The organism is Streptomyces sp. NPDC092952 (assembly GCF_044754785.1).
In the GTDB taxonomy this organism is placed as follows: Bacteria; Actinomycetota; Actinomycetes; order Streptomycetales; family Streptomycetaceae; genus Streptomyces.
Map to the genome: position 1 here is coordinate 42,428 of NZ_JBIVPT010000026.1, position 22,246 is coordinate 64,673.

At 74.0% G+C, this 22,246-nt stretch carries 11 protein-coding genes; 4 read left to right on the top strand and 7 right to left on the bottom strand.

What is annotated here, in order from left to right; translation table 11 throughout:
- Window positions 1-3: 3 nt before the first annotated feature.
- From ACIQGQ_RS33845 to ACIQGQ_RS33865, 5 genes are read right to left on the bottom strand one after another with little or no spacing between them, the layout of a single operon-like run.
- Window positions 4-3,966 carry an amino acid adenylation domain-containing protein gene (locus ACIQGQ_RS33845; RefSeq protein ID WP_402403437.1) on the bottom strand — a complete coding sequence of 1,321 codons (3,963 nt, stop codon included), beginning with the start codon at window positions 3,964-3,966 and terminating at the stop codon, window positions 4-6.
- Window positions 3,963-8,666 (bottom strand): amino acid adenylation domain-containing protein, encoded by a 4,704-nt coding sequence (locus ACIQGQ_RS33850; RefSeq protein ID WP_402403440.1) that lies wholly within the window; start codon window positions 8,664-8,666, stop codon window positions 3,963-3,965. The genes ACIQGQ_RS33845 and ACIQGQ_RS33850 overlap by 4 nt, the downstream gene beginning before the upstream one ends.
- Window positions 8,666-9,715, bottom strand: coding sequence for a MupA/Atu3671 family FMN-dependent luciferase-like monooxygenase (locus tag ACIQGQ_RS33855; RefSeq protein WP_402403443.1), 1,050 nt, complete (start codon window positions 9,713-9,715; stop codon window positions 8,666-8,668). The genes ACIQGQ_RS33850 and ACIQGQ_RS33855 overlap by 1 nt, the downstream gene beginning before the upstream one ends.
- On the bottom strand, window positions 9,700-13,248 hold the full coding sequence (locus ACIQGQ_RS33860) for an amino acid adenylation domain-containing protein (RefSeq protein ID WP_402403446.1): 3,549 nt from the start codon (window positions 13,246-13,248) through the stop codon (window positions 9,700-9,702). Before ACIQGQ_RS33860 ends, ACIQGQ_RS33855 begins: the two co-directional genes overlap by 16 nt.
- The gene (locus ACIQGQ_RS33865; RefSeq protein ID WP_402403449.1) at window positions 13,232-14,581 is read right to left on the bottom strand and encodes an MFS transporter; all 1,350 of its coding nucleotides are present in this window, start codon (window positions 14,579-14,581) and stop codon (window positions 13,232-13,234) included. The genes ACIQGQ_RS33860 and ACIQGQ_RS33865 overlap by 17 nt, the downstream gene beginning before the upstream one ends.
- A 323-nt stretch (window positions 14,582-14,904) precedes the next feature.
- Here ACIQGQ_RS33865 and ACIQGQ_RS33870 point away from each other — a divergent pair, with 323 nt between their 5' ends.
- Both ACIQGQ_RS33870 and ACIQGQ_RS33875 read left to right on the top strand, forming a co-directional pair.
- Window positions 14,905-15,291: a hypothetical protein gene (locus ACIQGQ_RS33870; protein WP_402403451.1), complete on the top strand. Its 387-nt coding sequence runs from the start codon at window positions 14,905-14,907 to the stop codon at window positions 15,289-15,291.
- 224 nt (window positions 15,292-15,515) lie between these two features.
- Window positions 15,516-15,953: a hypothetical protein gene (locus ACIQGQ_RS33875; RefSeq protein WP_366299317.1), complete on the top strand. Its 438-nt coding sequence runs from the start codon at window positions 15,516-15,518 to the stop codon at window positions 15,951-15,953.
- 114 nt (window positions 15,954-16,067) lie between these two features.
- Here the strand turns inward: ACIQGQ_RS33875 and ACIQGQ_RS33880 are convergent, their stop codons facing one another.
- Entirely contained in the window at window positions 16,068-19,079 is a 3,012-nt protein-coding gene (locus ACIQGQ_RS33880) for a BTAD domain-containing putative transcriptional regulator (protein WP_402403454.1), read from the bottom strand.
- 285 nt (window positions 19,080-19,364) lie between these two features.
- On the opposite strand from ACIQGQ_RS33880, the gene ACIQGQ_RS33885 reads away from it, so the two are divergent.
- Both ACIQGQ_RS33885 and ACIQGQ_RS33890 read left to right on the top strand, forming a co-directional pair.
- On the top strand, window positions 19,365-20,726 hold the full coding sequence (locus ACIQGQ_RS33885; RefSeq protein ID WP_402403457.1) for a helix-turn-helix domain-containing protein: 1,362 nt from the start codon (window positions 19,365-19,367) through the stop codon (window positions 20,724-20,726).
- An 87-nt stretch (window positions 20,727-20,813) separates the two neighbouring features.
- Window positions 20,814-21,740: an ornithine carbamoyltransferase gene (locus ACIQGQ_RS33890; RefSeq protein ID WP_402403460.1), complete on the top strand. Its 927-nt coding sequence runs from the start codon at window positions 20,814-20,816 to the stop codon at window positions 21,738-21,740.
- Window positions 21,741-22,002: 262 nt separating this feature from the next.
- Here ACIQGQ_RS33890 and ACIQGQ_RS33895 read toward each other — a convergent pair whose 3' ends face one another.
- Window positions 22,003-22,215 (bottom strand): MbtH family NRPS accessory protein, encoded by a 213-nt coding sequence (locus ACIQGQ_RS33895; RefSeq protein WP_352280784.1) that lies wholly within the window; start codon window positions 22,213-22,215, stop codon window positions 22,003-22,005.
- Window positions 22,216-22,246 lie beyond the last annotated feature (31 nt).

The window sequence follows — 22,246 nt, forward strand, 5'->3', positions numbered from 1 at the left end:
TGTTCAGTCCCCTCGGAGGGCGGATTCGAGGACCGAGGCGACCACGGCCGCCGGGCCCGGAGTGAGTACGTCGCTGTGACCGCAGTCCAGTTCGTGCACGTCGAGCGCGGCGGTCACGCGCTGCCATGCCCCGGTCTTCTCGGCCGTGGTCGGCCATGCGTCATGGGTCGCGGAGAAGAGCGTCACCGTGCCGTCGTAGCCGGACGGCCGCCACGCGCGGAGCAGCCGGGTGTGGTGCGCCCCGATCTCGACCAGGGTGTGCAACTGCTCGGTGGTCAGCCCGTCGAAGGCGCCCGGACCGGACGCGGCGAACAGGGCGTCCCGGGTCAGCGGCCCGTCCGGCAGCGGCAGTCGCGGTGCGTGCGAGTGGTGCAGGATGCGCAGCATCTCTTCCTCGACGGCGGCCGGGTCCGGTACGGTGCCCCGGCTCTCCTCGGGCATCGGCATCGAGTCCACCACGGCGAGCATCGCGACCTCCTCGCCCGCCCGGCGCAGCCGCACCGCCAGTTCGTAGGCGAGGGGGCCGCCGAAGGACCGGCCGGCCAGCAGGTACGGGCCCTTCGGCCGGAGCGCCCGCACGCTGTGCAGGTACTGGTCGGCCATCTCGTGCAGCGTGGCCGGGAGCCGGTCCGTGCCCGAGAGGAGGGCCGGGCTCTGCAGGGTGTGCACCGGACGCTCCGGGTCCAGGTGCGGCAGCAGGTTCATGTACGACCAGCTCAGGCCGAGGCCCGGGTGCACGCAGATCAGCGGGGTGCGGCGGCCACCGGTCCGCAGGGTCAGGACCGGGTCCAGGCTGTTGTGGTGCGGCCGGGCGGCGTCCGGGGCGCGCGACGCACGGCCCGCGGCCCGCCGCAGCGGTGTCCGGGGCGCGGGGCGCGCGGTGGCGGAGCCCGCTTCGAGGAGGGCGGCGAGCGCGGCCGGGGTCGGCGCGTCGAACAGGGCGGAGACCGGCAGCCGTACCCCGAGCACCGTCTCGATCTTCGACTTCAGCCGCAGGGCGGTCAGCGAATGGCCGCCCGCCCGGAAGAAGTCGGTGTCGGGGCCGACCGAGGGGACGCCGAGCACCGTGCCGAAGACGGCGCACAGCTCCCGTTCCCGCTCCGTGGCCGGCTCCCGCCGGGCCGTCGGCTCCCCGTGGGGGACGGGATCGGGCAGCGCGGCCCGGTCGGCCTTGCCGTGCCGGGTGAGCGGCACCTCGTCGATCCGGGTCCACAGCGAGGGCACCAGATGGGCGGGCAGCCGCTGCGCGGCGTGGGCCCGCGCCCGGTCGCGCATCCGCTCCCAGGGCTCCGCCCGGTCCGCGGGCCCGGCAGGCACCAGCCAGGCGGCCAGCAGCTTGCCGCCCGCCGCGTCCCGCCGGGCACCGACCACCGCCCGGGCCACCCCGGGGCAGCCCGCCAGCACGGCCTCGACCTCGGCGGGCTCCACCCGGAAGCCGCGCACTTTGACCTGGTCGTCGGCGCGGCCCGCGAACTCCAGGAGCCCGTCCGCCGTCCAGCGCGCCAGGTCGCCCGTGCGGTACATCCGGCTGCCCGGCGGCCCGTACGGGTCGGCGACGAACCGTTCCGCGGTGGCGGCCGGCCGGCCCAGGTAGCCCAGGGCCAGGCCGCTGCCGCCCAGGTACAGTTCGCCGGTTCCGCCCTCGGGAACCGGGCGCAGCCGCCCGTCGAGCACCCGGGCGCGGGTGTTGTCCAGGGGCCGCCCGACCGGGACGGGGCCCGGCCGGTCCGCCGACGCCGGCGCGGCGGCGGTGTGCGCGGCGGCGAACACGGTCGTCTCGGTGGGGCCGTAGCCGTTGACGACGACGGTGTCCGGGCAGTGCTCGCGGATCCGGCGCACGGTGTCCGGGGCGAGGACGTCGCCGCCGGACCACACCTCGCGCAGCCCGGACAGCGCCCCGGGCGCGATCTCCGCGACGGTGCGCAGCAGTTCGGGGGTGAGCATCAGCGCGGTGACGCCCCGTTCCCGGACCATCCGCTCCACCAGCTCGGCGGTCACCGCCTCGGCCGGGGCGACGACCACCGTCCCGCCGGTCAGCAGCGGCACCCACACCTCGTACGTCGAGGCGTCGAAGGTGTACGGGTTGTGCAGCAGCACCCGGGCGTGGGCGCCGCCCGCGAAGCGGCCGTCCGCGGCGAGTTCGGCGACGGCCCGCTGCGGGACCACCACCCCCTTGGGCTCCCCGGTGGAACCCGAGGTGTACAGCACGCACGCGGCGGCGTCGGGCGGGACGGGGACGGCGGTGAAGGGCGCGTCCCCGCCCTCCTCGGCGACGTCCAGTACCGGGGTGCCGGCGGGCAGCCGGCCGGCGGCCGGGTCCGGCCCGGCGACGAGGACCAGGGCGGGCGCGGCGGCGGCCATCAGCCGGGCCAGCCGCGCCGGCGGCTGCGCCGGGTCGAGCGGGAGCCAGCAGGCCCCCGCCTTGAGGACCGCGAGCTGCGCCACGACCAGCCGGGCGGAGCGGGGCAGCAGCAGGGCCACGGTCCGCCCCGGGGCCACGCCCGCCCGGACGAGCCGGGCGGCCAGCCGGTCCGAGGCCGCGTCGGCCTCCGCGTAGCTCAGCACCTCGCCGTCCTCGTCCACGGCCGGGGCGTCGGGGGTACGGGCCGCCCGGGCGGCGAACGCCCCGGCGAGGGAGGCCGGTGCGGCGGGCTCCCGGACCGGGCCGCCGGCCAGCGCCAGCAGCCGGTCCAGCTCCGCCGGGGGCAGTACGGCGATGTCGTCCACCGCCGTCCGGTCCGCACCGGCGAGCTGCTCCAGCACCCACGCCAGGCGGGCACCGATGCCGGAGGCCCCGAGCCCCCCGCGGCAGCTCACCGACAGCAGCAGCCGCTCCTCGGCGACCGCCGCGACCGTGACCGGGTAGTGCGTGGCGTCCGCCGCCTTCACCAGGCGGAGGGCGGGGGCCGCACCGTCGGCGGGCTCGTTGCGCGGGAAGTTCTCGAAGGCGACGACCGAGTCGAAGAGTTCACCGGCGCCGACCGCGCGCTGCACCTCGGCGGTGCGCGCGTGGTGGTGCTCCAGCAGCCGGGACTGCTCGTCCTGGACGCGGCGGAGGAGCTCCCCGACCTCCTCGCCGTCCCGCAGCCGTACGCGTACCGGCAGGGTGTTGATGAACAGGCCCACCATGGACTCGACACCGGGCAGATCGTGCGGGCGTCCGGAGACGACCGCGCCGAAGACCAGGTCGCGCGAGCCGGTCAGCCGGGACAGCACCAGCGCCCAGGCGACCTGCACCAGGGTGTTGAGGGTGACGCCGGTGTCGGCGGCCCGCCGCACCAGCGCCGCGGTGAGCGCGGCGGGGAGCCACCGCCGGTCCTGGTCGCAATCCGTCCCCGGTCCGGACGGGGCCAGCAGCGCGGGGTGCTCCAGGCCGGCCAGCGACTCGCTCCACGCGGCCTCGGCCTTCCGCCGGTCCTGACCGCCCAGCCACACCAGGTAGTCCCGGTAGGGAGCGGCCGGCGGCAGCGGGGCGCCCGCCACCAGCGCGGCCAGATCGCGTTCGACGACCCCCAGCGACCAGCCGTCCAGCAGGATGTGGTGGAAGGAGACGACCAGCTCGGCGCCGTCCGCCCGGTGCAGGAACGTGGCCCGGACCAGCGGGGGGCGGGCCAGGTCGAAGCGGAGCGCCGCGTCCTCGCGCAGCACCTCCTCGGTACGCGCCCGCACCGCGTCCGGCCCCAGCTCAGTCAGGTCGACCTCGGTCCACGGCACCCGGGCCGCCTTCGGCACGACCTGGACCGGCCGGTCCAGACGCTCGTGGCGGAAGCAGGCCCGCAGATTGGGGTGCCGGTCCAGGAGCGCGGTGAGCGCCCTCCGGGCCGCCGCCGCCGTGACCGAGGGACCGGCCCGGAACCGGGCCTGCACCAGATAGGGGTCGGGGCCCTCGCTCTCCCGGGCCGACTGGAAGAGCAGCCCCTCCTGGAGCGGGGAGAGCGGCAGCACGTCCGCGATGCGCGCGTTCATCGCCGTCCCTCCCCGTCGTCGGAGTCGTCGAAGGCATCGAGGTCGTCCAGGCCGTCGAAGTCCATTTCCTGGCCGAGCAGTTCGAGCTGGTCGCCGGTGAGGTCGACGAGCGGGAAGTCGGACGGGCTGTGCACGGCCCCGCCGTCCGGCGCGCAGTGGTCCGCGAGCACCCCGAGCGCCTCCGTCCACGCCCCGGCCAGCTCCCGGATCCCGGCCTCGGTGAACACGCCCTCCGGGCAGGAGAAGCTCGCCTCCACCACCGGCTCGCCGTTCTCCTCGCGGGCCAGTACGTCCACCTCCAGGGCGTGCGCCAGTGGTACGGCGCCCGGGCCGGATTCGAGCAGCCGCCCGCCCGCAGTGCCCTCCGCGTCGAACCGCCCCAGGTAGTTGAAGCGGACGTCCGGCGCAGGAAGCGCGGCGAGTGTCGGGCCGTACTCGGGGGAGAGGTAGCGCAGCAGACCCCAGCCGAGCCCGCCGCCGGGCACCGCCCGCAGCTGCTCCTTGACGTTCTTCAGCGCCTCGCCGGGCTGTCCGTCCGGGGTCACCGACGCGGCGCCGAGGTCCAGCCGCACGGGGTACTGGGTGGTGAACCAGCCCAGGGTGCCGGAGATGTCCACCCGGGCGGAGACGGCCTCCCGGCCGTGGCCCTCCAGATGGACGGCGAGCGCCGATCCGGTGCCCCGGCGCCGGACGGCCGCCGAGGCCAGCGCGGTCAGCATCACCGCGTCGGGGCGGCAGTTGAAGGCGGCCGGGAGGGTGGAGAGCACCTGGTGGCTGAGGGCCGGATCGAGGGTGAAGGTGAGGGTCCGCCGCTGTCCGCCGACCGTCCCGCCCTCGGCCAGCCGGTCCGATCCGTCCGCCAACTGCCGTGTCCACCAAGGCAGTTCGCTTGTCCGCAGCGCCGCCTCGCGGGACAGCAGCCGGGACCACCGGGTGAACGAGGTGCTCCTCGCCGGTACGGTGTCGTCGCCGCTGCCCGCGAGCGAGGCGGCCAGCTCCTCCCCGATCACCCGCCAGGAGAAGCCGTCCACGGCCAGGTGGTGGACGACCAGCAGCAGGGCGCCGGGGCGGCCGGGGCCCGGGTCGAGCCACACCGCCCGTACCATCTCGCCCCGCTCGGGCCGCAGCGTCGTCGTCCGGGCCAGCTCCGTGGCCCGCGCGTGGAGGTCCGTGTCCGCGTCCACGGGCAGCCGGACGGCCGGCGGCTCACCGGGTGCGTCCTCCTCGGGAACCTCCAGCTCCCGGCCGCCGTCCTCGCCGCGCACCAGGCGTATCCGCAGCGCGGCGTGCCGCCCGATCAGCGCGGCCAGCGCCTCCCGGATCGCCGCGAGGCCGGTGCCGGACGGCAGCGGGAAGAGCATGGACTGGGTGAACGCCGAGGTGTCCCGGGTCTGTTCGAGCCACCAGTGCATGATCGGGGTCAGCGGCAGCCGCCCGGTCCCGGTGTCCACCGGTTCCCCGTCCCCGTCCCCGCTGTCGGGCGTACGGGCCAGCACGGCCAGCCGGGCCGGGGTGCGTACGGTGAACACGTCGTGCGGGGAGATCACCAGACCGGCGCTCCGGGCCCGCGCGGCGAGCTGGATCGCCATGATGCTGTCCCCGCCGAGCCGGAAGAAGTCGTCGTCCGCACCGGCCTGTCCGAGCCCCAGCAGCTCCGCGAAGAGCCCGCACAGGACCTCCTCGCGCGCCGATCCGGGGAGCCGGACCGTGCCGGCGGCCCGGACGGCGGGCGCGGGCAGGGCCGCCCGGTCGATCTTGCCGTGCGGGGACAGCGGCAGCGCGTCCAGCAGCACCACGACGGCCGGCACCATCGCCGCGGGCAGCCGTTCCGAGGCGTGCAGCAGCAGCGCGTCCTCGTCGACGCGGGCTCCCCGCGCGGGCACCACGTACGCGACCAGCCGCGCGCTCTCGCCCCGGTCCTGCCGGACCACGGCCACCGCCCGCTCCACGTCGGGGTGTTCCACGAGCGCGGCGGCGATCTCGCCCGGCTCGATCCGCAGACCGCGCAGCTTCACCTGCTCGTCGCCGCGCCCCAGGTAGTACGCCGTCCCGGTGGCGTCGCGGTGGGCGAGGTCACCGGTGCGGTACATGCGGCTGCCGGGCGGGCCGTACGGGTCGGCGACGAACCGCTCGGCGGTCAGCGCCGGGCGCCCCAGATACCCCCGGGCCAGCCCGGGGCCCGCCAGGTACAGCTCGCCGCCCGCCCCGGCCGGGACCGGGCGGAGCGAGTCGTCCAGGAGGTAGGCGGTGGTGCCCGCGACCGGGGTGCCGATGGGCGGCGCCGTGCCGTCGGCGGCCAGCGGACCGGAGACGGTGGTCACGACGGTCGTCTCGGTCGGCCCGTAGGCGTTGTGGAACCGCCGCCCGTCCGCGGCCCAGCGGGCCACCAGCTCGGGCGGGCAGGCCTCCGCACCGACCAGGACCGCGCGCAGCTCCGGATACGGTCCGGCCGGTACGGTCGCCAGCACGGACGGCGGGACGAACGCGCAGGAGATCCGCCGCCCCGTCAGGACCGCGCCGAGCTCCTCGCCCACCAGCGGGCCCGGCTCCGGCAGCACCAGCGTGCCGCCCGAGCCGAAGGCCAGGCACAGTTCGCCGACGGAGATGTCGAAGGAGGGCGGACCGAGCTGGAGCACCCGGCTGTCACCGGCCGGTCCGACCCGGTCCAGCAGGCTCCGGGTGAGCCCGGCCACCCCGGCATGCGTGACCACCACGCCCTTCGGGACACCGGTGGAGCCCGAGGTGTGGATCACGTACGCGGCGTCGTGCGGGGCCGGCCCGCCGGGCGCCGCCGGCTCGCCGGACCAGGCGTCCGCGTCGAGCGCGAGGACCGGCAGCCCGGCCACGGGGGAGACGGCGCCCGCCCCGGTGACCACCAGGACCGGCGCGGCCTCGGCCAGCACCCGGCGGATCCGCTCGGCCGGGTGGGCCGGGTCGACGGGCAGACAGGCGGCCCCGGCACGCTGCACCGCCAGCGCCGCGACCGGCCAGTCGCTGCCCCGGGGCAGGGCCAGGGCCACGATCCGCCCCGGGCCCGCGCCGAGCCCGGCCAGCCGGCCCGCCAGCCGGGCCACCCGGTCGTCGAGTTCCGCGTAGCTCAGGGTGTGCTCCGGTCCCTCCAGGGCCGGGGCGTCCGGGGTACGGGCCGCCTGCGCGGCCACCAGGCCGGGCAGCGTGAGCGGGGCGGGCGCGGCGGGCCCGGCGGAGTCGGCGAGCAGCCGCTCGCGCATCGCCGCGGGCACCAGGTCGAGATCGCCGATGAGCACGTCCGGGTCGGCGGTGATCCGGCGCAGCAGCTCGACGTAGCACTCCGTCCAGCGGGCCACCGTCTCCGGGGTGAACACGTCGGTCCGCAGCCCGAAGCTGCCCTCCATGCCGTCGTCGCTGTCCTTCACCACCCCGACCAGGTCGTGCTCGCCACCGGTGTGGATGCGCTCCGGCTCCGCGAACTCCTTCAGCACCGAGACGCTCGGCTGCTGCGTCAGGTGCATGAACACCCACTGGTAGAGCGGGGCCCGGCCCGCGCTGCGCTCGGGCGCGGCGGCCGACACGATCCGGCCCACCGGGATGTCCGCGTTGGCCATCAGGTCCGGGAAGTCGACGGCGAACCCGGCGAGCAGATCGGCGAAGGACCGGTCCCCGGCCACCTTCCAGCGGGTCGGCACCGCGTTCATGACGTATCCGATGACCCGGTCCAGCCCCTTGGCCGCCCGGTTGGCGATGGGGGTGCCGATCACCAGGTCGTCGGCGCCGCTCACCCGGTGCGCCAGCACCGCGAACGCGGCCATCAGCACGACGTAGACGGAGGCGCCGCGCTCACGGGCCAGCGCCCGCACCGCCGCGGTGGTCTCCGCGTCGACGTGGAAGGGGATCTGCGCGATGCCGTCGCCGGACGGGCCGGCGGAGCCGGTGCCGGGCACGGTGAGCGGGCCGGGCGGGTCGGCGAGGTAGCGCCGCCAGAAGTCGAGCCGGCTCGCGAACACCCCGGACTCCGCCAGCTCGCTCTGCCAGGACGAGAAGTCGGCGTACTGCACTGCGGGCCGGGTCAGCGGCGGCTCCTGGCCGTCGCGCAGCGCCCGGTAGGCCAGCGCGAACTCGTTCTGCAGCACATCGAAGGACCACCAGTCGCTGATGGTGTGGTGCAGGCTCAGCATCAGGGTGGAGCGCCGCTCGTCGACCCGGACGAACCGGGCCCGGACCAGCTTGTCCCGGCCCAGGTCGAAGGGGCGGTTGCGGAAGGTCTCGAAGGCCTCGTCGATGGAGCGGCCGGTGCCCCGCAGATCCTCCCGCTCCAGGTCGAAGTCCGCGTCGTCGTGGAACTCGATGTGCAGTTCGCCCGAGGCGTCGGTCACGATCCGGGTCCGCAGGATGTCGTGGTGGCTCTGGACCAGGCCCAGCGCCGCCGCCAGGTGCGCGGGGTCGACGGGCCGGTCGAAGTGGTAGGCGGCGCACAGGTTGAGGGCGGGGGTGCCGGGATAGAGCGAGTCGTACACCCACAGGTCGTGCTGGGCGGGACTGAGCGGCACCCGGCGCGCCGGGTCGCGCGGCGGTATCACGGCGGGTATCTCACGGGCCCGGCCCGCGTCCAGCATGCGGCGCATCAGACGGATCCGCTGCTCCCTGCCGAGCGCGGTGAACCGCTCGGCCAGGGACGGGGGCGTCGCGACCGGAACGGTGCGCGAAACGGTGGGGGCGCTCATCACAGGTTCTCTTTCAGCTCGGCCAACCGGTGCAGCCCGGCCAGTACGTCGTCACGTCCGATCCCGAAGTCGATGAAGCAGGCGACCTCGTCGACGCCCAGCTCGGCCAGATCGGCGAGCATCTTGGCGCAGTGCCCGGGGGAGCCGAGCAGGCTTCCCCAGTTCAGATAGCGTTCGAAGGCGAAGTCGGTGAGCATCGCGGTCTGCGCCTCGCTGAGCTCCGCGGTGGTGCTGTCCGCCGCCTTGTTGGCCGCGGTCTGGCGGACGTACGAGGCGAGGTAGCTCTTCAGCGGGGCGCCCGCCAGCCGGCGGACCTCGGCGTCGTCGGTGCCGACGTACGTATGGGCCATCAGCGTGACCCGTCCGTGCGCGTCGGTGCCCCGCTGGTCGGGGGCGGCGGCGCAGGCGGCCCGGTACCGGGCGATCCGGTCGGCCAGCTCCTCCCGGCTCTGCCCGACGGTCGCGCCGAGGACCCCGGTGCGCAGCCGCCCGGCCGCCTCCCAGGTCGCCGGGCTGCCGGACGTGGTCAGCCAGAGCGGCAGGGTCTCCTGGACGGGCCGGGGCTGGGGCGCGAGGGAGACCGGGGCGCCCGTGCCGTCGGGGTACTCGGCGGACTCGCCCGCCCACAGCGCGCGCAGCAGGGGGATCGTCTCCAGGGCGGTGCGGCGGCGGTCCGCGTACCGCTCCGGGGCGATCGCGAAGTCCCTGGAGTGCCAGCCGGTGGCGACGGAGAGCCCCACCCGGCCGTGCGACAGGTTGTCCACGACGGCCCAGTCCTCCGCCACCCGCAGCGGGTGGTGGAGCGGCAGGACCACGCTGCCGGCCCGGATGCCGATCCGCTCGGTGGCGACGGCCAGCGCCGCGCTGAGCACCGGAGGGCTGGGGAAGACCTGCCCCACCTGCTGGAAGTGGCGCTCGGGGGTCCACAGCGCGTGGAACCCGAGCCGGTCGGCGGTCCTGGCCACGGCGAGGATGTCCTCGTACGCCTCGGTGTGCCGGGCCGCGCCGGTGGTGCTGTCGGCACCGAAGAACATCACGCTGAGGTCCACTGCCACTCCTCCTGCTGCTTCCTGCTCGTCTGGGTCCGGTCCTGGGCCGGTGCGCGGCGCGGCACCCGGGGGCGGCGCGGGATGGGGGACACCGTGCTGATCTCGGGTTGGGCGGTGGCCCGTTCCAGCTCCGCGGCGAAGGCGGCGACCGTGGGCGCGGCGAACAGCTGAGCCGTGGTCACCGGCCGTCCGGCGGCCAGCCGGGCCACGGCCCGCACCGCGCGCAGGGAGTTGCCGCCGAGGGCGAAGAAGTCGTCGTCCGGGCCCACGCCCCGCACCCCGAGCACCTCGCACCAGACGGCGGCGACCTCCTGCTCCAGCGCGGTCATCGGCCGTCCGGCGGCGAGGGGGGTGCGGCGCCGGTCCGGCACCGCGATCCGGTCGGCGTCACCGGCCCGCCGGGGCGGACCGGTGAGGGGCAGCCGGGACAGCGGGGTGTCGGGGGAAGCCGCCTGGGCCTCCAGGGCCTCGGGCAGGGCCCGGGCGAGCCAGGGGACGAACGCCGCCTCCAGGGACTCGTCGCGGTACTCGAACGTCAGGGTCAGCCCGTCCGGTTCGCCGCTCGCCGACGTGGAGTCCGTGACGTCCACCAGGAGTTCGAACCGGGCGGCGCCCGTGCGCACGATCTCCACACCGTGCTCGGCGCCGGGCAGGGCGACCTCGGCCCGCGCGTTGTTCTGGAGCGCCAGCACCACGTCGGTGAACGGCTGACGCCCGGGGGTGCGCGGCGGGTTGAGCTCCCCGACCACGTCCTCGAACGGCACGTCCTGGTGGCCGAAGGCGGCGAGGTCCGTCTCCCGCACCCGGGCGAGCAGCTCGGCGGGGGTGGGGTCGCCGGACAGATCGGTGCGCAGCACCAGCATGTTGACGAAGAACCCGACCGCGTCCTCGACGGTGCCGTCCCCGGCGCGTGAGGCCACCGGGGCGCCGATCGCCAGGTCCTCGTCCGCGCCCGCCCGCAGCAGTGCCGTGGCCAGTGCGGCGTGCAGCGCCATGAAGAGCGTGGCGCCCCGGGCCCGCGCCGACTCCACCACCCGGGCGTGCGCCGCCGCGTCGAGCCGGTGCACCACGACCCGCGCCCGGGGACCGGGCACGGCGGGGCGTCCGGATCGGCGCGGCAGCAGCGGCCCGCCGGCCGGCAGCCCGTCCAGCTCCTTGCGCCAGTAGGTGAGCTCGCGGGCGGCGAGGGTGTGCGGGTCGGACGCCGGGCCGAGCCGCGCCAGCTGGCGGCGGGCGTGTTCCGCGTACGGCACGTCGAGCGGTTCGAGCCCGGTGGAGGTCCCGCCCCCGGCACGTGCCCGGTAGGCGCGGGACAGATCGCGGAACAGCGGCCGCAGTGACCAGCCGTCCCCGGCGATGTGGTGCACCAGGACCAGCAGCGCGTGCGTTTCGGGGTGCTCGTCGACGGTGAACAGCGTCGCCCGTACCGGGAGTTCGGTACGGAGGTCGAAGTGGTGGCGGGCCTCCCGTTCGATCTCCCGGTCCATCGAATCCCCGGGGACCCGCATCCGCCGCAGCGGGGGCCGGGCGGCGTCCCCGTCCAGCACCCGGCGTACGGGGGCGCCGCCGCACTCCTCGAAGAGGGTGCGCAGCACGTCGTGGCGGCCGGCGACATCGGCCAGCGCGCCGGCCAGGGCGTCCGCGTCGACCGGCCCCCGCAGCCGCACCAGCATCGGCAGGTTGTACGCGGCGCCCGCCCCGATCCGGTCCAGGAACCAGAGCCGGTGCTGCGCGGGCGACACCGGCAGTGCCCCCGGTACCGCACCGGCCGCGGCCGGGTCCTCGGGGGACACCGGGGGAGCGGTGTCGACGAGCGGGGCCAGCAGCGCCGGGGTGGGCGCCTCGAAGAGGGTCCGGATGTCGAGCTCCGCGCCGAGCGCGCCACGGACCCGGCCCAGCAGCCGGGCGGCCAGCAGCGAGTGGCCGCCGAGCGCGAAGAAGTCGTCGTCCGGGCCGACCGCCCCGGCGCCCAGCACCTCGGAGAAGAGCGTGCACAGTGCGTCCGCGGTGGAGCCGCGGCGGACGACGGGACCGGCCGGACCGGGGGCCTTCGGGGACCAGGGTTCCGGCAGGGCGGCCCGGTCCAGTTTGCCGCTCGGTGTCAGCGGCAGCGCGTCCAGCGGCACGAAGGCGGCCGGGACCAGGTACTCGGCCAGCACCTCGCGGGCGTGGGCGCGCAGAACGTCCTCCCGGAAGTGCTCCCGGTCGCCGCCGCGCGGTACCACGTACGCGGTCAACTGGCGGTCGCCCGAGGGGTGTTCGTGGGCGACGACGGCCGCCCGGTCGACGTCGGGGTGGCGGGCCAGCACGTTCTCGACCTCGCCCGGCTCCACCCGGAAGCCCCGGATCTTGACCTGGCCGTCGGCCCGGCCCAGGTATTCGAGGACGCCGTCGGCGCGGAGCCGCCCGAGGTCGCCGGTGCGGTAGAGCCGCTCACCGGACGGGGCGGCGACGAAGCGCTCGGCGGTCAGCGCGGGCCGCCCCCGGTACGCGAGGGCGAGGCCCTCCCCGGCGGCGTAGATCTCACCGGCCCGGCCGTCGGGGGCCGGCCGCAGCTCCTCGTCGAGGACGTACAGCCGCTTCCCGGCCAGCGGGCGGCCGATCGGCACCGGGCCCTCGCCCAGTTCGGCGGGGGTCACCGGGTGGACGGTCAGGAAAACCATGCACTCGACGGGCCCGTAGCCGTTGCTCAGCCGCAGCTCAGGGTCGCGCTCCAGGGCGCGGGCCGCGTGCGGCGCGGAGAGCGCCTCGCCGCCCACCACCAGTTCCCGCAGCCCGTCCAGCACCTGCGGGTACTCGTCGACGACGACGTTGAACAGGGAGGAGGACAGGTACAGGGAGGTGATGCCGTGCTCGGCGACGAGCCGTGCCATCGTGAAGGGCTCGGGCCGCGCCCCGGGGTGCAGGACGCAGGTACCGCCGCTCATCAGCGGCCCCCACAGCTCCAGCGCGAAGGCGTCCCAGGACAGCGGCGCGCACTGGAGCCAGACCGCACCGGGGCCGAAGGAGGCGAAGGTCTGCCCGGTGAGGGTGGCGGTGACCGCCCGGTGCGGGGAGGCGATGCCCTTGGGCCGCCCGGTCGAGCCGGAGGTGAACATCACGCAGGCGGGGTCGTCGGGCCGGACGGTGACGGCGCCGCGCGGCAGTGGCCGCGCCCCGTCCGCGTCCTCGACGTGCACCAGGTCCGTCCCCGGCGCCCCGGACGCGGCGGCGCGGGTCGTCACGACGGCGACGGCCGCCGCGTCCTCGGCCATCGCGGCCAGCCGGGCGGCGGGGAAGGCCGGGTCCAGCATCACGTAGCAGGCACCGGCCTTGAGGATGCCGAGCACCGTCACGACGAGGGCGACGGAGCGCTCCAGGTGGACGCCGACGGTGTCCCCGGGGCGGATGCCCCGCTCGGCCAGCAGGCCCGCCAGCCGGGCGGCCCGCTCGTCGAGCCCGGCGTAGTCGATCCGTTCGCCGTCGTGGATCAGTGCGGTCGCGCCGGGCGTCCGGGCCGCCTGCTCCTCGAACCGTTCATGCACGCACCTCATCACGCTCACCTCCCAGGTTCTCGCTGTCCTTGGCCGGCTCCCGCGGGGTGTCGAGGTCGGGCAGCAGGGTGTCGATGTCTCTGATCGAGCGGCTGGCCAGCCCCCACAGGGCAACCGCGGTCCCGCCGATCCCGGCGAGCAGCAGCATGGCCGCCATCCCGCTGCCCCGGCCGTGGCCGACGAGCGGCCCGATCAGGGCGAACAGTCCGGAGTCCCGGGCGGCCAGCGGTTCGAAGACGTGGTCGGCGAGCGGCCCGGAGACGGCCATGGCCACCGGTACCGAGATCTGCGACAGGAACATCACCGCGCCGAAGACCCGGCCCTGCCAGTCATGGGGGACCTTGGTCTGCACGATGGTCTGCATCGAGGCGTTGACCACCGTCATCAGCAGGGCGCCGACCAGGATGGCCGCGCACCAGCCGGGCACGCCGCGCACCATGCTCATCACCACCAGCGCGGACAGGCACATGCCGACGATGCCGAGCATCATGCCCCGGCCCCGGTTGGCGGGCCCGCCCCAGGCGGCCATGAGCAGCGCACCGGCCACCCCGCCGACACCGACCGAGGTGTTGACCGCGGCCAGCGCGCCGTTCCCGGCACGGAGGAGCACCATCGGCGAGATGATCGCGAAGCCGAAGACCATCACCAGGTTGACCACACAGAAGTTGATGATGAGTTCGCGCAGGCCGGGCACCCGGAACAGGTAGCGCAGCCCCTCGGCGGCGTCGGCGGTGATCCGGCGGCGCGGCGCGGCGGCGTCCTTCTCGGGGACCCGGTCGCCGTTGAACCGCACGATCCGGATGCCGACGAGGGCGAAGGCGTAACTCGCCACGTCGACCAGAAGGGTGGGGCCGATCCCGAAGAGCGCGACGAGCAGTCCGCCGAGTGCCGGACCGCCGATGCCGGCGGCGCTCTTCGCCCCGGCCAGCAGGCCGTTGGTGCGGTCCAGCTGGTCCTTGCGGACGAGGAGCGGAACGGCCGAGGAGAGCGCCGGGAACTGGAAGGCGGCGCAGACGCCCAGCAGGACCGTGGCCGGGTAGACCTGCCAGGCGTGGAAGGCGTCGAGGTAGTGGAGCGCGGCCAGTGTGCCGACGACGAGCAGTCCGCCGATGTCGGCGACCTGGAGCGCGCCGCGTTTGGTCATACGGTCGACGATTGCGCCCGCGAACGGGCTGAACACGGCCTGGGGCAGCATGGCGCACAGGGAGAGCAGGGTGACGGAGGTCGCGCTCCCGCCGGAGGTCCACACCTCGACGATGAAGGCGAACCGGACCGCGGCGCTGCCGGCCAGCGACACCGCCTGCCCGGACCAGACCAGCAGAAAGGGGCCCATCCCCGAGAAACGACCGGGAATGTCCTTCGATGCCCGGGCGCCCATCAGGGATCGATTCCCTTGCGCACCGGCACTCGGCACATCGTGCCCGAGCCGTCGAACGGATTGGTTGCCACGCCTCAATCCCCCAGGATGTCGCATCCGTTGCGGATCCCCACGGATCCCTGTCTGAGTCGAACGGGGGTCATCATGCGGTGACCGATTACCGCTGCGTTCCCTTGGCGAACGAGCGAACGGGAAGGGAACGGGAACGGATCGGGAGGGGATCGGGAGTCCCGACGGCAAGAGTCCTCCGTGTAGCTGTCTGCAGAAGGAGTACTCACGTGAAGGACCCCAGGGATCGTTCCCCCGACGGGAAGGGAATGCGCCAGGCCCTCCAGGACCTGTCCACCGTCGAGCGGTGGGCCGAGCGGGTGGCGTCCGGCACCCTGTCCCACCCGTACGCCGCTTCGGAGTCCTGGGAGGGACCTCAGTTGAGTGTGGAGACCAGGACCGAGAACGGCATGCACATGGTGGCCGGGATCGTGGAGTGGCCGCCCGGGGCGGACACGGGCGTGACGGTCCTGGACGAGACGCAGCGCGCGGTGCTCCGTTCCCTGGTGAGATCGCTGCTCGATCTGGCCGGCCACGAGTCGGGAACCGCGCGCACACGTGTGGTGTTCACCCCGCTCGGCCCCCGGGTCGCCGCCTGCCAGCTCTACGCGGATTAGCGGAGCGTTCCCGAACCGCCGCCGTCGCCCCTGGGGCGGCGGTTCGGGAACGTGCCGGAAGATGTGCGATCACCGTGTCGACCTGGCGTTTCCGTTCCGTTCCCGAGGCAGTTCGGGGCGGCGGTAACAGGGCGGGAACGGTCCGGGAACGCCCGCCAGCAACATCTGTGGTGTCAGGAAGCGGAACACCGCAAACCTCACAAACACCACTTAGGGGCGGGACCATGGGACGCAAGCTTGCTGGGATCTTCGGAATCGTCGCCGCGACGCTGGCCTTCGGTATCGGTACCGCGGTCGAGACGGGGCACGGCTTCGGGAACGCGCAGCAGGTTGTCGCCGACGACAAGGGCCCCACGGTCATCGGGACCACGGGCACCGACGACGACAAGGGTCCCACCGTCGCCACCCACCTGCTCGCCGACGACAAGGGCCCGACCATCGTCGGCACCCTCGGCACGGATGACGACAAGGGTCCGACGCTGACGGGTACCACGGGTACGGATGACGACAAGGGTCCGACGCTGACGGGTACCACGGGCACGGATGACGACAAGGGTCCGACGCTGACGGGCACCACGGGCACGGATGACGACAAGGGCCCGACCCTGACCGGTACCACGGGCACGGATGACGACAAGGGCCCGACGTCCCCCGTCATGTGACCTCCCCTCCCCCCCCCGCAGAGAGCCCCCGCACCGGTCACGGTGCGGGGGCTCTCTGCTCGCCGTACGCCGTGCACCCTCCGGCCGGTACGTCCCGGTGGGCGGTGGCGGGCGTCAGCGGCGGCGGTGCTGTGCGGGTACGCCCAGCTCGGTGAAGATCTGCTCGGCCTCCTCCCGGTACCGGGCGGCGGCCGGGTCGTTCCCGAGGGCGTCGGCCATGCCGGTGAGGGCGTACGCCTGCTCGACGCGGTAGCCGAGGGAGGCGGCGAGATCGTTGGCGTGCCGGTGCAGTTCGAGGGCGGCCGCCGTGTCGCCCTGCCGGCGGCGCAGCCGGCCCACCACGTTCTCCACCTTGGCGCGGCGCAGGGGCGAGGAGTTCGTCCGCATCATGTCGAGCGCCCGCTCCGCCTGGTCCGGATCGCGGACCGGTTTCCCCAGCCGGTGCTCCACGTCGGCGGAGAGGGCCAGGGTCAGGGCGAGGTTCGCCTCGTTCCCGGCGTCCCCGTACAGGGCGCGCGCCTCCGTCAGGCAGCGGTCGGCCTCCTCGTGGTCGCCCAGTCCGAGATGGGCGAAGGCGAGGTCGGTGATGGCCCCGGGCAGTCCCTCGTGCTGGCCCAGCCGGCGGCTCAGATCGGCCGAGCGCCGGGCCGCCTCCCGGGCCTCCTCGTACCGGCCCCACTGTTCGTACAGGGTGCTGAGGATGGTCAGGCTCTCCGCCTCGGCGCGCGGCATGTCCAGGTCGCGCTCGTGCGCGATCGCCGTCTCCATGTGCTCCAGGGCCGCGGGGAAGTCGCCGAGCAGGCTGTTGAACTGGCCGAGGATGCTCTCGCTGTGCGCCTGGGTGTACAGGTCACCGAGCTCGACCGCGACGTCCCGGCCCCGCCGGGCGGCCTCCAGCCCCTCGGTGAGCCGCCCGAGCTTCCAGCAGGCGACACCCAGATTGGACAGGCTCACCCCGAGCAGCGACAGGTCCTGGAGCCGGTCGGCGGCGGCGACCGCGACCCGGCTCAGCTCACCGAACTCCTCCAGGAGACCGAGGTCGTTGAGCTGGAAGACGAGGTTGCGGGCCAGGCACACCACATAACGGTCGTGCCCCCGGCGCTCGGCGAGCGTCACGGCCGCGAGCAGTGAGCCCTGCTCGCGGCGGAACCACGCCCGCGCCCGCTGCGGGGTGTCCAGGGCGGGCAGTTCCGAGGTGGAGGGATCGATCCCGGTACTGCGGCGGCGCCGACCGGAGTACAGGAGGTCGCACGCCACCTCGGTGGTGGTCAGGTAGTAGCCGAGCAGCCGCTCCACCGCGTCGGAGTCCTCGGGAGCTTCGGCGAACAGGCTCTGCGCGAAGCTGCGGACCAGGTCGTGGAAGGTGTAGAGACCGATCTCCGGCTGCTGCACCAGATGGACGTCGAGCAGCATCTCCAGCAGGTCCTCCGCGTCCCGGGCGGAGACACCGAGCAGCGCACCGGCCGCGTGCGCGTCGATCTCGTTGCCCGGGTGCAGCGACAGCGTCGAGAAGGCGTGGCGGCACTCCTCGTCCAGGGCCTGGTAGGACAGGCGCAGGGTGGCGGAGACGCTGCGGGCGCCGGAGCTGAGCTCGTCGAGCCGCCGGGTCTCGTCGCGCAGGCGCTCCGCCAGGTACTGCAGGGTCCAGCGCGGGCGGTTGCGCAGCCGGGCGGTGGCGATCCGCAGGGCCAGCGGGAGATGACCGCAGAGCCGCGCCAGTTCCGCGGCGGCCTCGGGCTCGGCGGCGACGCGCCGGGTCCCGAGCGTCTCGGCCACCAGCATCGCGCTGTCCTCCGGCGACATCTCCCCGATGGAGATCCACTGCGCGCCGTCCAGGTCGACCAGCCGGGCCCGGCTGGTGACCATGACCAGAGAGCCGGGGGAGAGCGGCAGCAAGGGGTGGATGGCTGCGGCGTCGGCCGCGTTGTCGAAGAGGATCAGCATCCTCTTGCCGAGCAGGGTGGACCGCCACAGTGCGGTGCGGGCGGGCACGTCGTCGGGGATGAGCTGGCCCGGTACGCCGACCGCCCGCAGCAGGGTGTCGAGTGCGATGCCCGCGGTCACCGGCTGGTCGCCCGGTGTGTGTCCGCGCAGGTCGAGATGGAGCTGGCCGTCCGGGTAGTCCGGGGCGAGCCGGTGGGCCGCCCGCACCGCTAGGGAGGTCTTGCCGCAGCCGCCCATGCCGTCGATGGCCACGACGAGGGGGCCCTGCTCGCTGCCGCGCTTGGCGCCGTCGAGGATCTCGGCCAGTTCCTGGTCGCGGCCGGTGAAGTCCGCGAGGTCGTAGGGCAGGGTGCTGGGGGGCTCGGCGGGCAGGGCCACGGCCATGACGGGAGCGGTGACGGGGGCGGGCTCGGGGCCGGCCAGTTCCGGGCTCTCCCGCAGAATGCCCTCGTACAGCTTGGTGAGGTGCGGGCCGGGGTCGATTCCCAGCTCGTCGGCGAGGAGTTCGCGTACCTTCCCGTACTCGTCCAGGGCCTCGGCCTGCCGCCCGGAGCGGTACAGGGCGAGCATCAACTGGCCGCGCAGGGACTCGCGCAGAGGGTGCCGCTCGGCCAGCTCCCGCAGTTCCACGACCAGTTCGGCGGCGTCGCCCAGGGCGAGACGGAGGTCGAAGCGCTGCTCCGCGGCCGTCATCCGGCGTTCCTCGAAGGAGGTGGAGGCCCGCTCGATGACCGGACCGCCTCCGCCGCCGAGGACCGGTCCGCGCCACAGCTCCAGGGCACCCCGCAGCATTTCCGCGGCCTCGGCCGCCCGGCCGTCGGACGCGGCCAGCTTCGCATTGCGTATGAGCAGGCCAAATTCGGCCACGTCGATTTCGCATTGCTCCTCGTCGACGCGGTAGCCGGGGCCGTCGGTCACCAGGACTTCGGCGCCCCCGGGTATTCGTCTTCGGAGGTCCGCTACGGCCTTGCGCACTTGATGGGAGGCGGTGGTCGGCGGGTCCTCGTCCCAGGCGGCCTCTACCAGACGGGAAACGGGGAGCACCTTCCCGGGCTCCAACAACAAAGTGGCCAGAACTCGCTCCTGAATGACTCCGCCCAGCCGGAGCCGCTCGCCGTTGGACCAGCCCTCGATCGGGCCAAGGATGTTGAAGCGCAGCCGAAACTCCTCTGCAGTTGACACGCTTCCGCCCCCCTCAGTTTTGTGCAGCCGCAGCGCTCCACCAGCGCGAAGCGATCGTATCCGCTGCCGAGGGAACTGGCGGTACCGCACCGGGAAGAGTTCGGGAATGGCTCGATGGAATCTGTTCATCGGCAGCAAGCTTTCACTGCCACGGAAGGTACCGAGCGCACGGAGCGTGAGCGGACCGGAAAGATCCCGTTCAGGACCGTGCGTTCCGGACAGTCCTGAATGGTCGGGTAGCTGGACATTGCGATTTCTGAGTACGTGGAGACCGAGGAGACAATGATGAATTCCCAGCCCGCACCCGGGCTCGACGTTCTGCTGCAGAATGCGCGCAAGCGGGCGGGACTCACCCAGGAACAGCTCGCCGGTCTTTCCACCGTGAGTGTGCGCGCCATTCGGGATCTGGAACTCGGCAAGGTCCAGCACCCGCGCAGGGAGACGCTGAAGCTGCTTGCCGGCGCCATGCGGCTCAGCGACGCGCGGCGCGTCGAACTCGAACTCGCCGTGGATACGAAGTCCGCAGGTCGAGTCTTCCAGGACATCTACGGGACCGGCCTCGCCACCCCGCCCCCTCCGCTGCGCCCGCTGATCGGGCGGCGCGCGGAACTGGACGCGCTGACCGCCCGGCTCCGCGCCGATCACGAGCGGCTGCTCACCCTGGTGGGTCTGCCGGGAGTGGGAAAGTCGCGGCTCGCCCAGGAAGCCGCCTCGGTGATGCATACCCAGTACGGGGTTCCGGTTCTCTGGGTCGATCCGGCCGACGATGCGGAACGTGCCGACGGAGCCGTCGCTAATCCGCAGGCGACCGTGACGGGATGGGTCCGCGCACTCGTTCGAAACGGTGGAGAATTTGAGGAACTGGCCGCACTCATCGGGTCGAAGGACACGCTGATCGTACTGGATGGTTACGATGTGTCACCATCTGTCACTTCTCGGCTGCTGAGTCTGCTGCGGGTCTGCGAACGCCTGAAAATACTCACGACCACCGACCGGCCCGTCCAGCTGCCCGGCGGGCGACTGCTCCCGCTGGCCCCGCTCGCGGTACCGACCGCCGCCGATCTCGCCGCCGAAACTCCGGGCGGATCGCTCGTCGCGGACCGGCACGCCGTCGAGCTGACCCTCTCCCACGTCAGTTACATGCGGCCGGACTTCCTGCCCACCGACTCCGTCGTCACCACCGTGGCCCACATCTGCCGCGCCCTGGACGGCATGCCCCAGGCCCTGGAGGCCGCCGCCTCCTGGCTGCTCCTCTACTCCCCGCGGCAGCTCCTGGACATCGCCCGCACCAGCCCGCTGATCCTGCTCGACGGGGTCACCCCCGCCGCCCCCGGCTCCGGACCGACCCTGGGGGAGCGGCTCACCGCGGCCGTGACCGGGCTCGACCCGCAGGCCGCCGAGCTGCTGCGCGCCCTGGCGGAGCTGGAGGACCCGTGGACGGTGGACGGCGCGGCGCGGCGCCGCGGCACCTCACTGGCCAGGACCGCCCGTGACGTGCACGCCCTGCTGGTCCGCGGTCTGATCCGCCGGCTTCCCACCGCCGCGGGCGAACCGGTCGGTTTCACCGTGCTCAACCTGGTCCGCGCGGTGCTCGACGCGGAGCCGACGGCGGACTCCGCCGAGCTGGTCGCCGTACCCGCCGAATAGGGGCCGCCCGTGCCGGCCACGGAACCCCGCTTCCCCTTTCCCGTCACCACTTCTGCCCGCCCCGTCGTACCGAAAGGCACCCCACCCATGCGCAACCTGATCTCCCTCGCCGACCTCACGCCCGCCGAGCTGGACCACCTGGTGCGGCGCGCGGTCACGTTCGGCCGGGACGGCATCGTCCCGAAGCCGCTGGCCGGACGCCAGGTCGGAACGTACTTCCGCAAGTCCTCGACCCGGACCCGGACCTCCTTCTGGACCGCGGCGACCCGCCTGGGCGCCGACGTGATCACCTTCGGCCCGAACGAGCTCCAGCTCAGCACCGGCGAGACCGTCGAGGACACCGCCCGGGTCCTGGGCCAGTACCTGGACGCGCTGGTCGTGCGGACCAACGGGGACGTCGAGGAGATCCGCCGGCTCGCCGGCAGCGAGGACCTGGCCGTCGTCAACGCCCTGACCCTGGACGAGCACCCGACCCAGGCGATCGCCGACCTCGCCACCCTGACCGAGGAGTTCGGCTCGCTCGACGGACTGCATCTGCTCGCCGTCGGCGAGGGCAACAGCTCCGGCGCGGCCCTCGCGCTCGCCGCGGCCCTCACCCCCGGGCTGCGTCTCACCCTGCTCTGCCCGCGCGGCTACGAGGTGCCCAAGGAGACTTTGGACCTGGCGGCCGAACTCAGCGGCGGCAAGGCCCTGGTGAGCCAGGTCGTGACGGCCGACGCCGTCGAGGGGCCGGTGGACGCCGTGTACACCAGCCGGTGGCAGACCATGGGCGTGGAGAAGGAGAACCCGGACTGGCTCAAGGACTTCGAGGGCTTCCGGATCGACCGCGCGTTCCTCGACCGCTTCTCCGGTCCGCGCACCGTCTTCCTCCACGACCTGCCAGCCGTGCGCGGCCAGGAGGTCACCGACGAGGTGCTCGACGGCCCGGCCAGCAGGGCCTGGCGGCAGGCCCACCACAAGATGACCGCCGCCGCCGCGGTCCTGGAGTGGTGCGTGGTCGGCGTCCAGGACTGACCGCCGAGGGAACGTCCGCACCGCACACCGCACCGCACACAGCCACGGGCTCCCGGTGGACAGAGGTCACCCCTGTCCGCCGGGAGCCCGCGCGTGCTCCGGGGCCGGCCGCTCCGTGCGGCCGTGCGACCGGTTGACCGTGCGACCGGTTGACCGTGCGCCCGGGCGACCGGGAAAGGGAACCGGGAAAGGGAAAGGACGGGTGCGGGGCACGGTTTTCGTGCCTCGCACCCGTCCTTTCCCCGGACGGGCGGCCCCGGAATCAGCCACCCATAGCCGCGACCACCGAACGCGGTCGCATATCGGTCCAGTTGGCCTCGATGAATTCGCCGCACTCCTGCTTTCCGGCCTCCTCCTTCACCAGCTCCCAGCCCGCCGGCTGCTGAATCCGGGCCGGCCACAGCGAATACTGTCCCTCTTCGTTGGCCAGCACGACATAGCGGCCCTGAGGGTCCTCGAACGGATTGGTTGCCATGATTTCCACCTCGGTTGGGCGACGTTGAAAA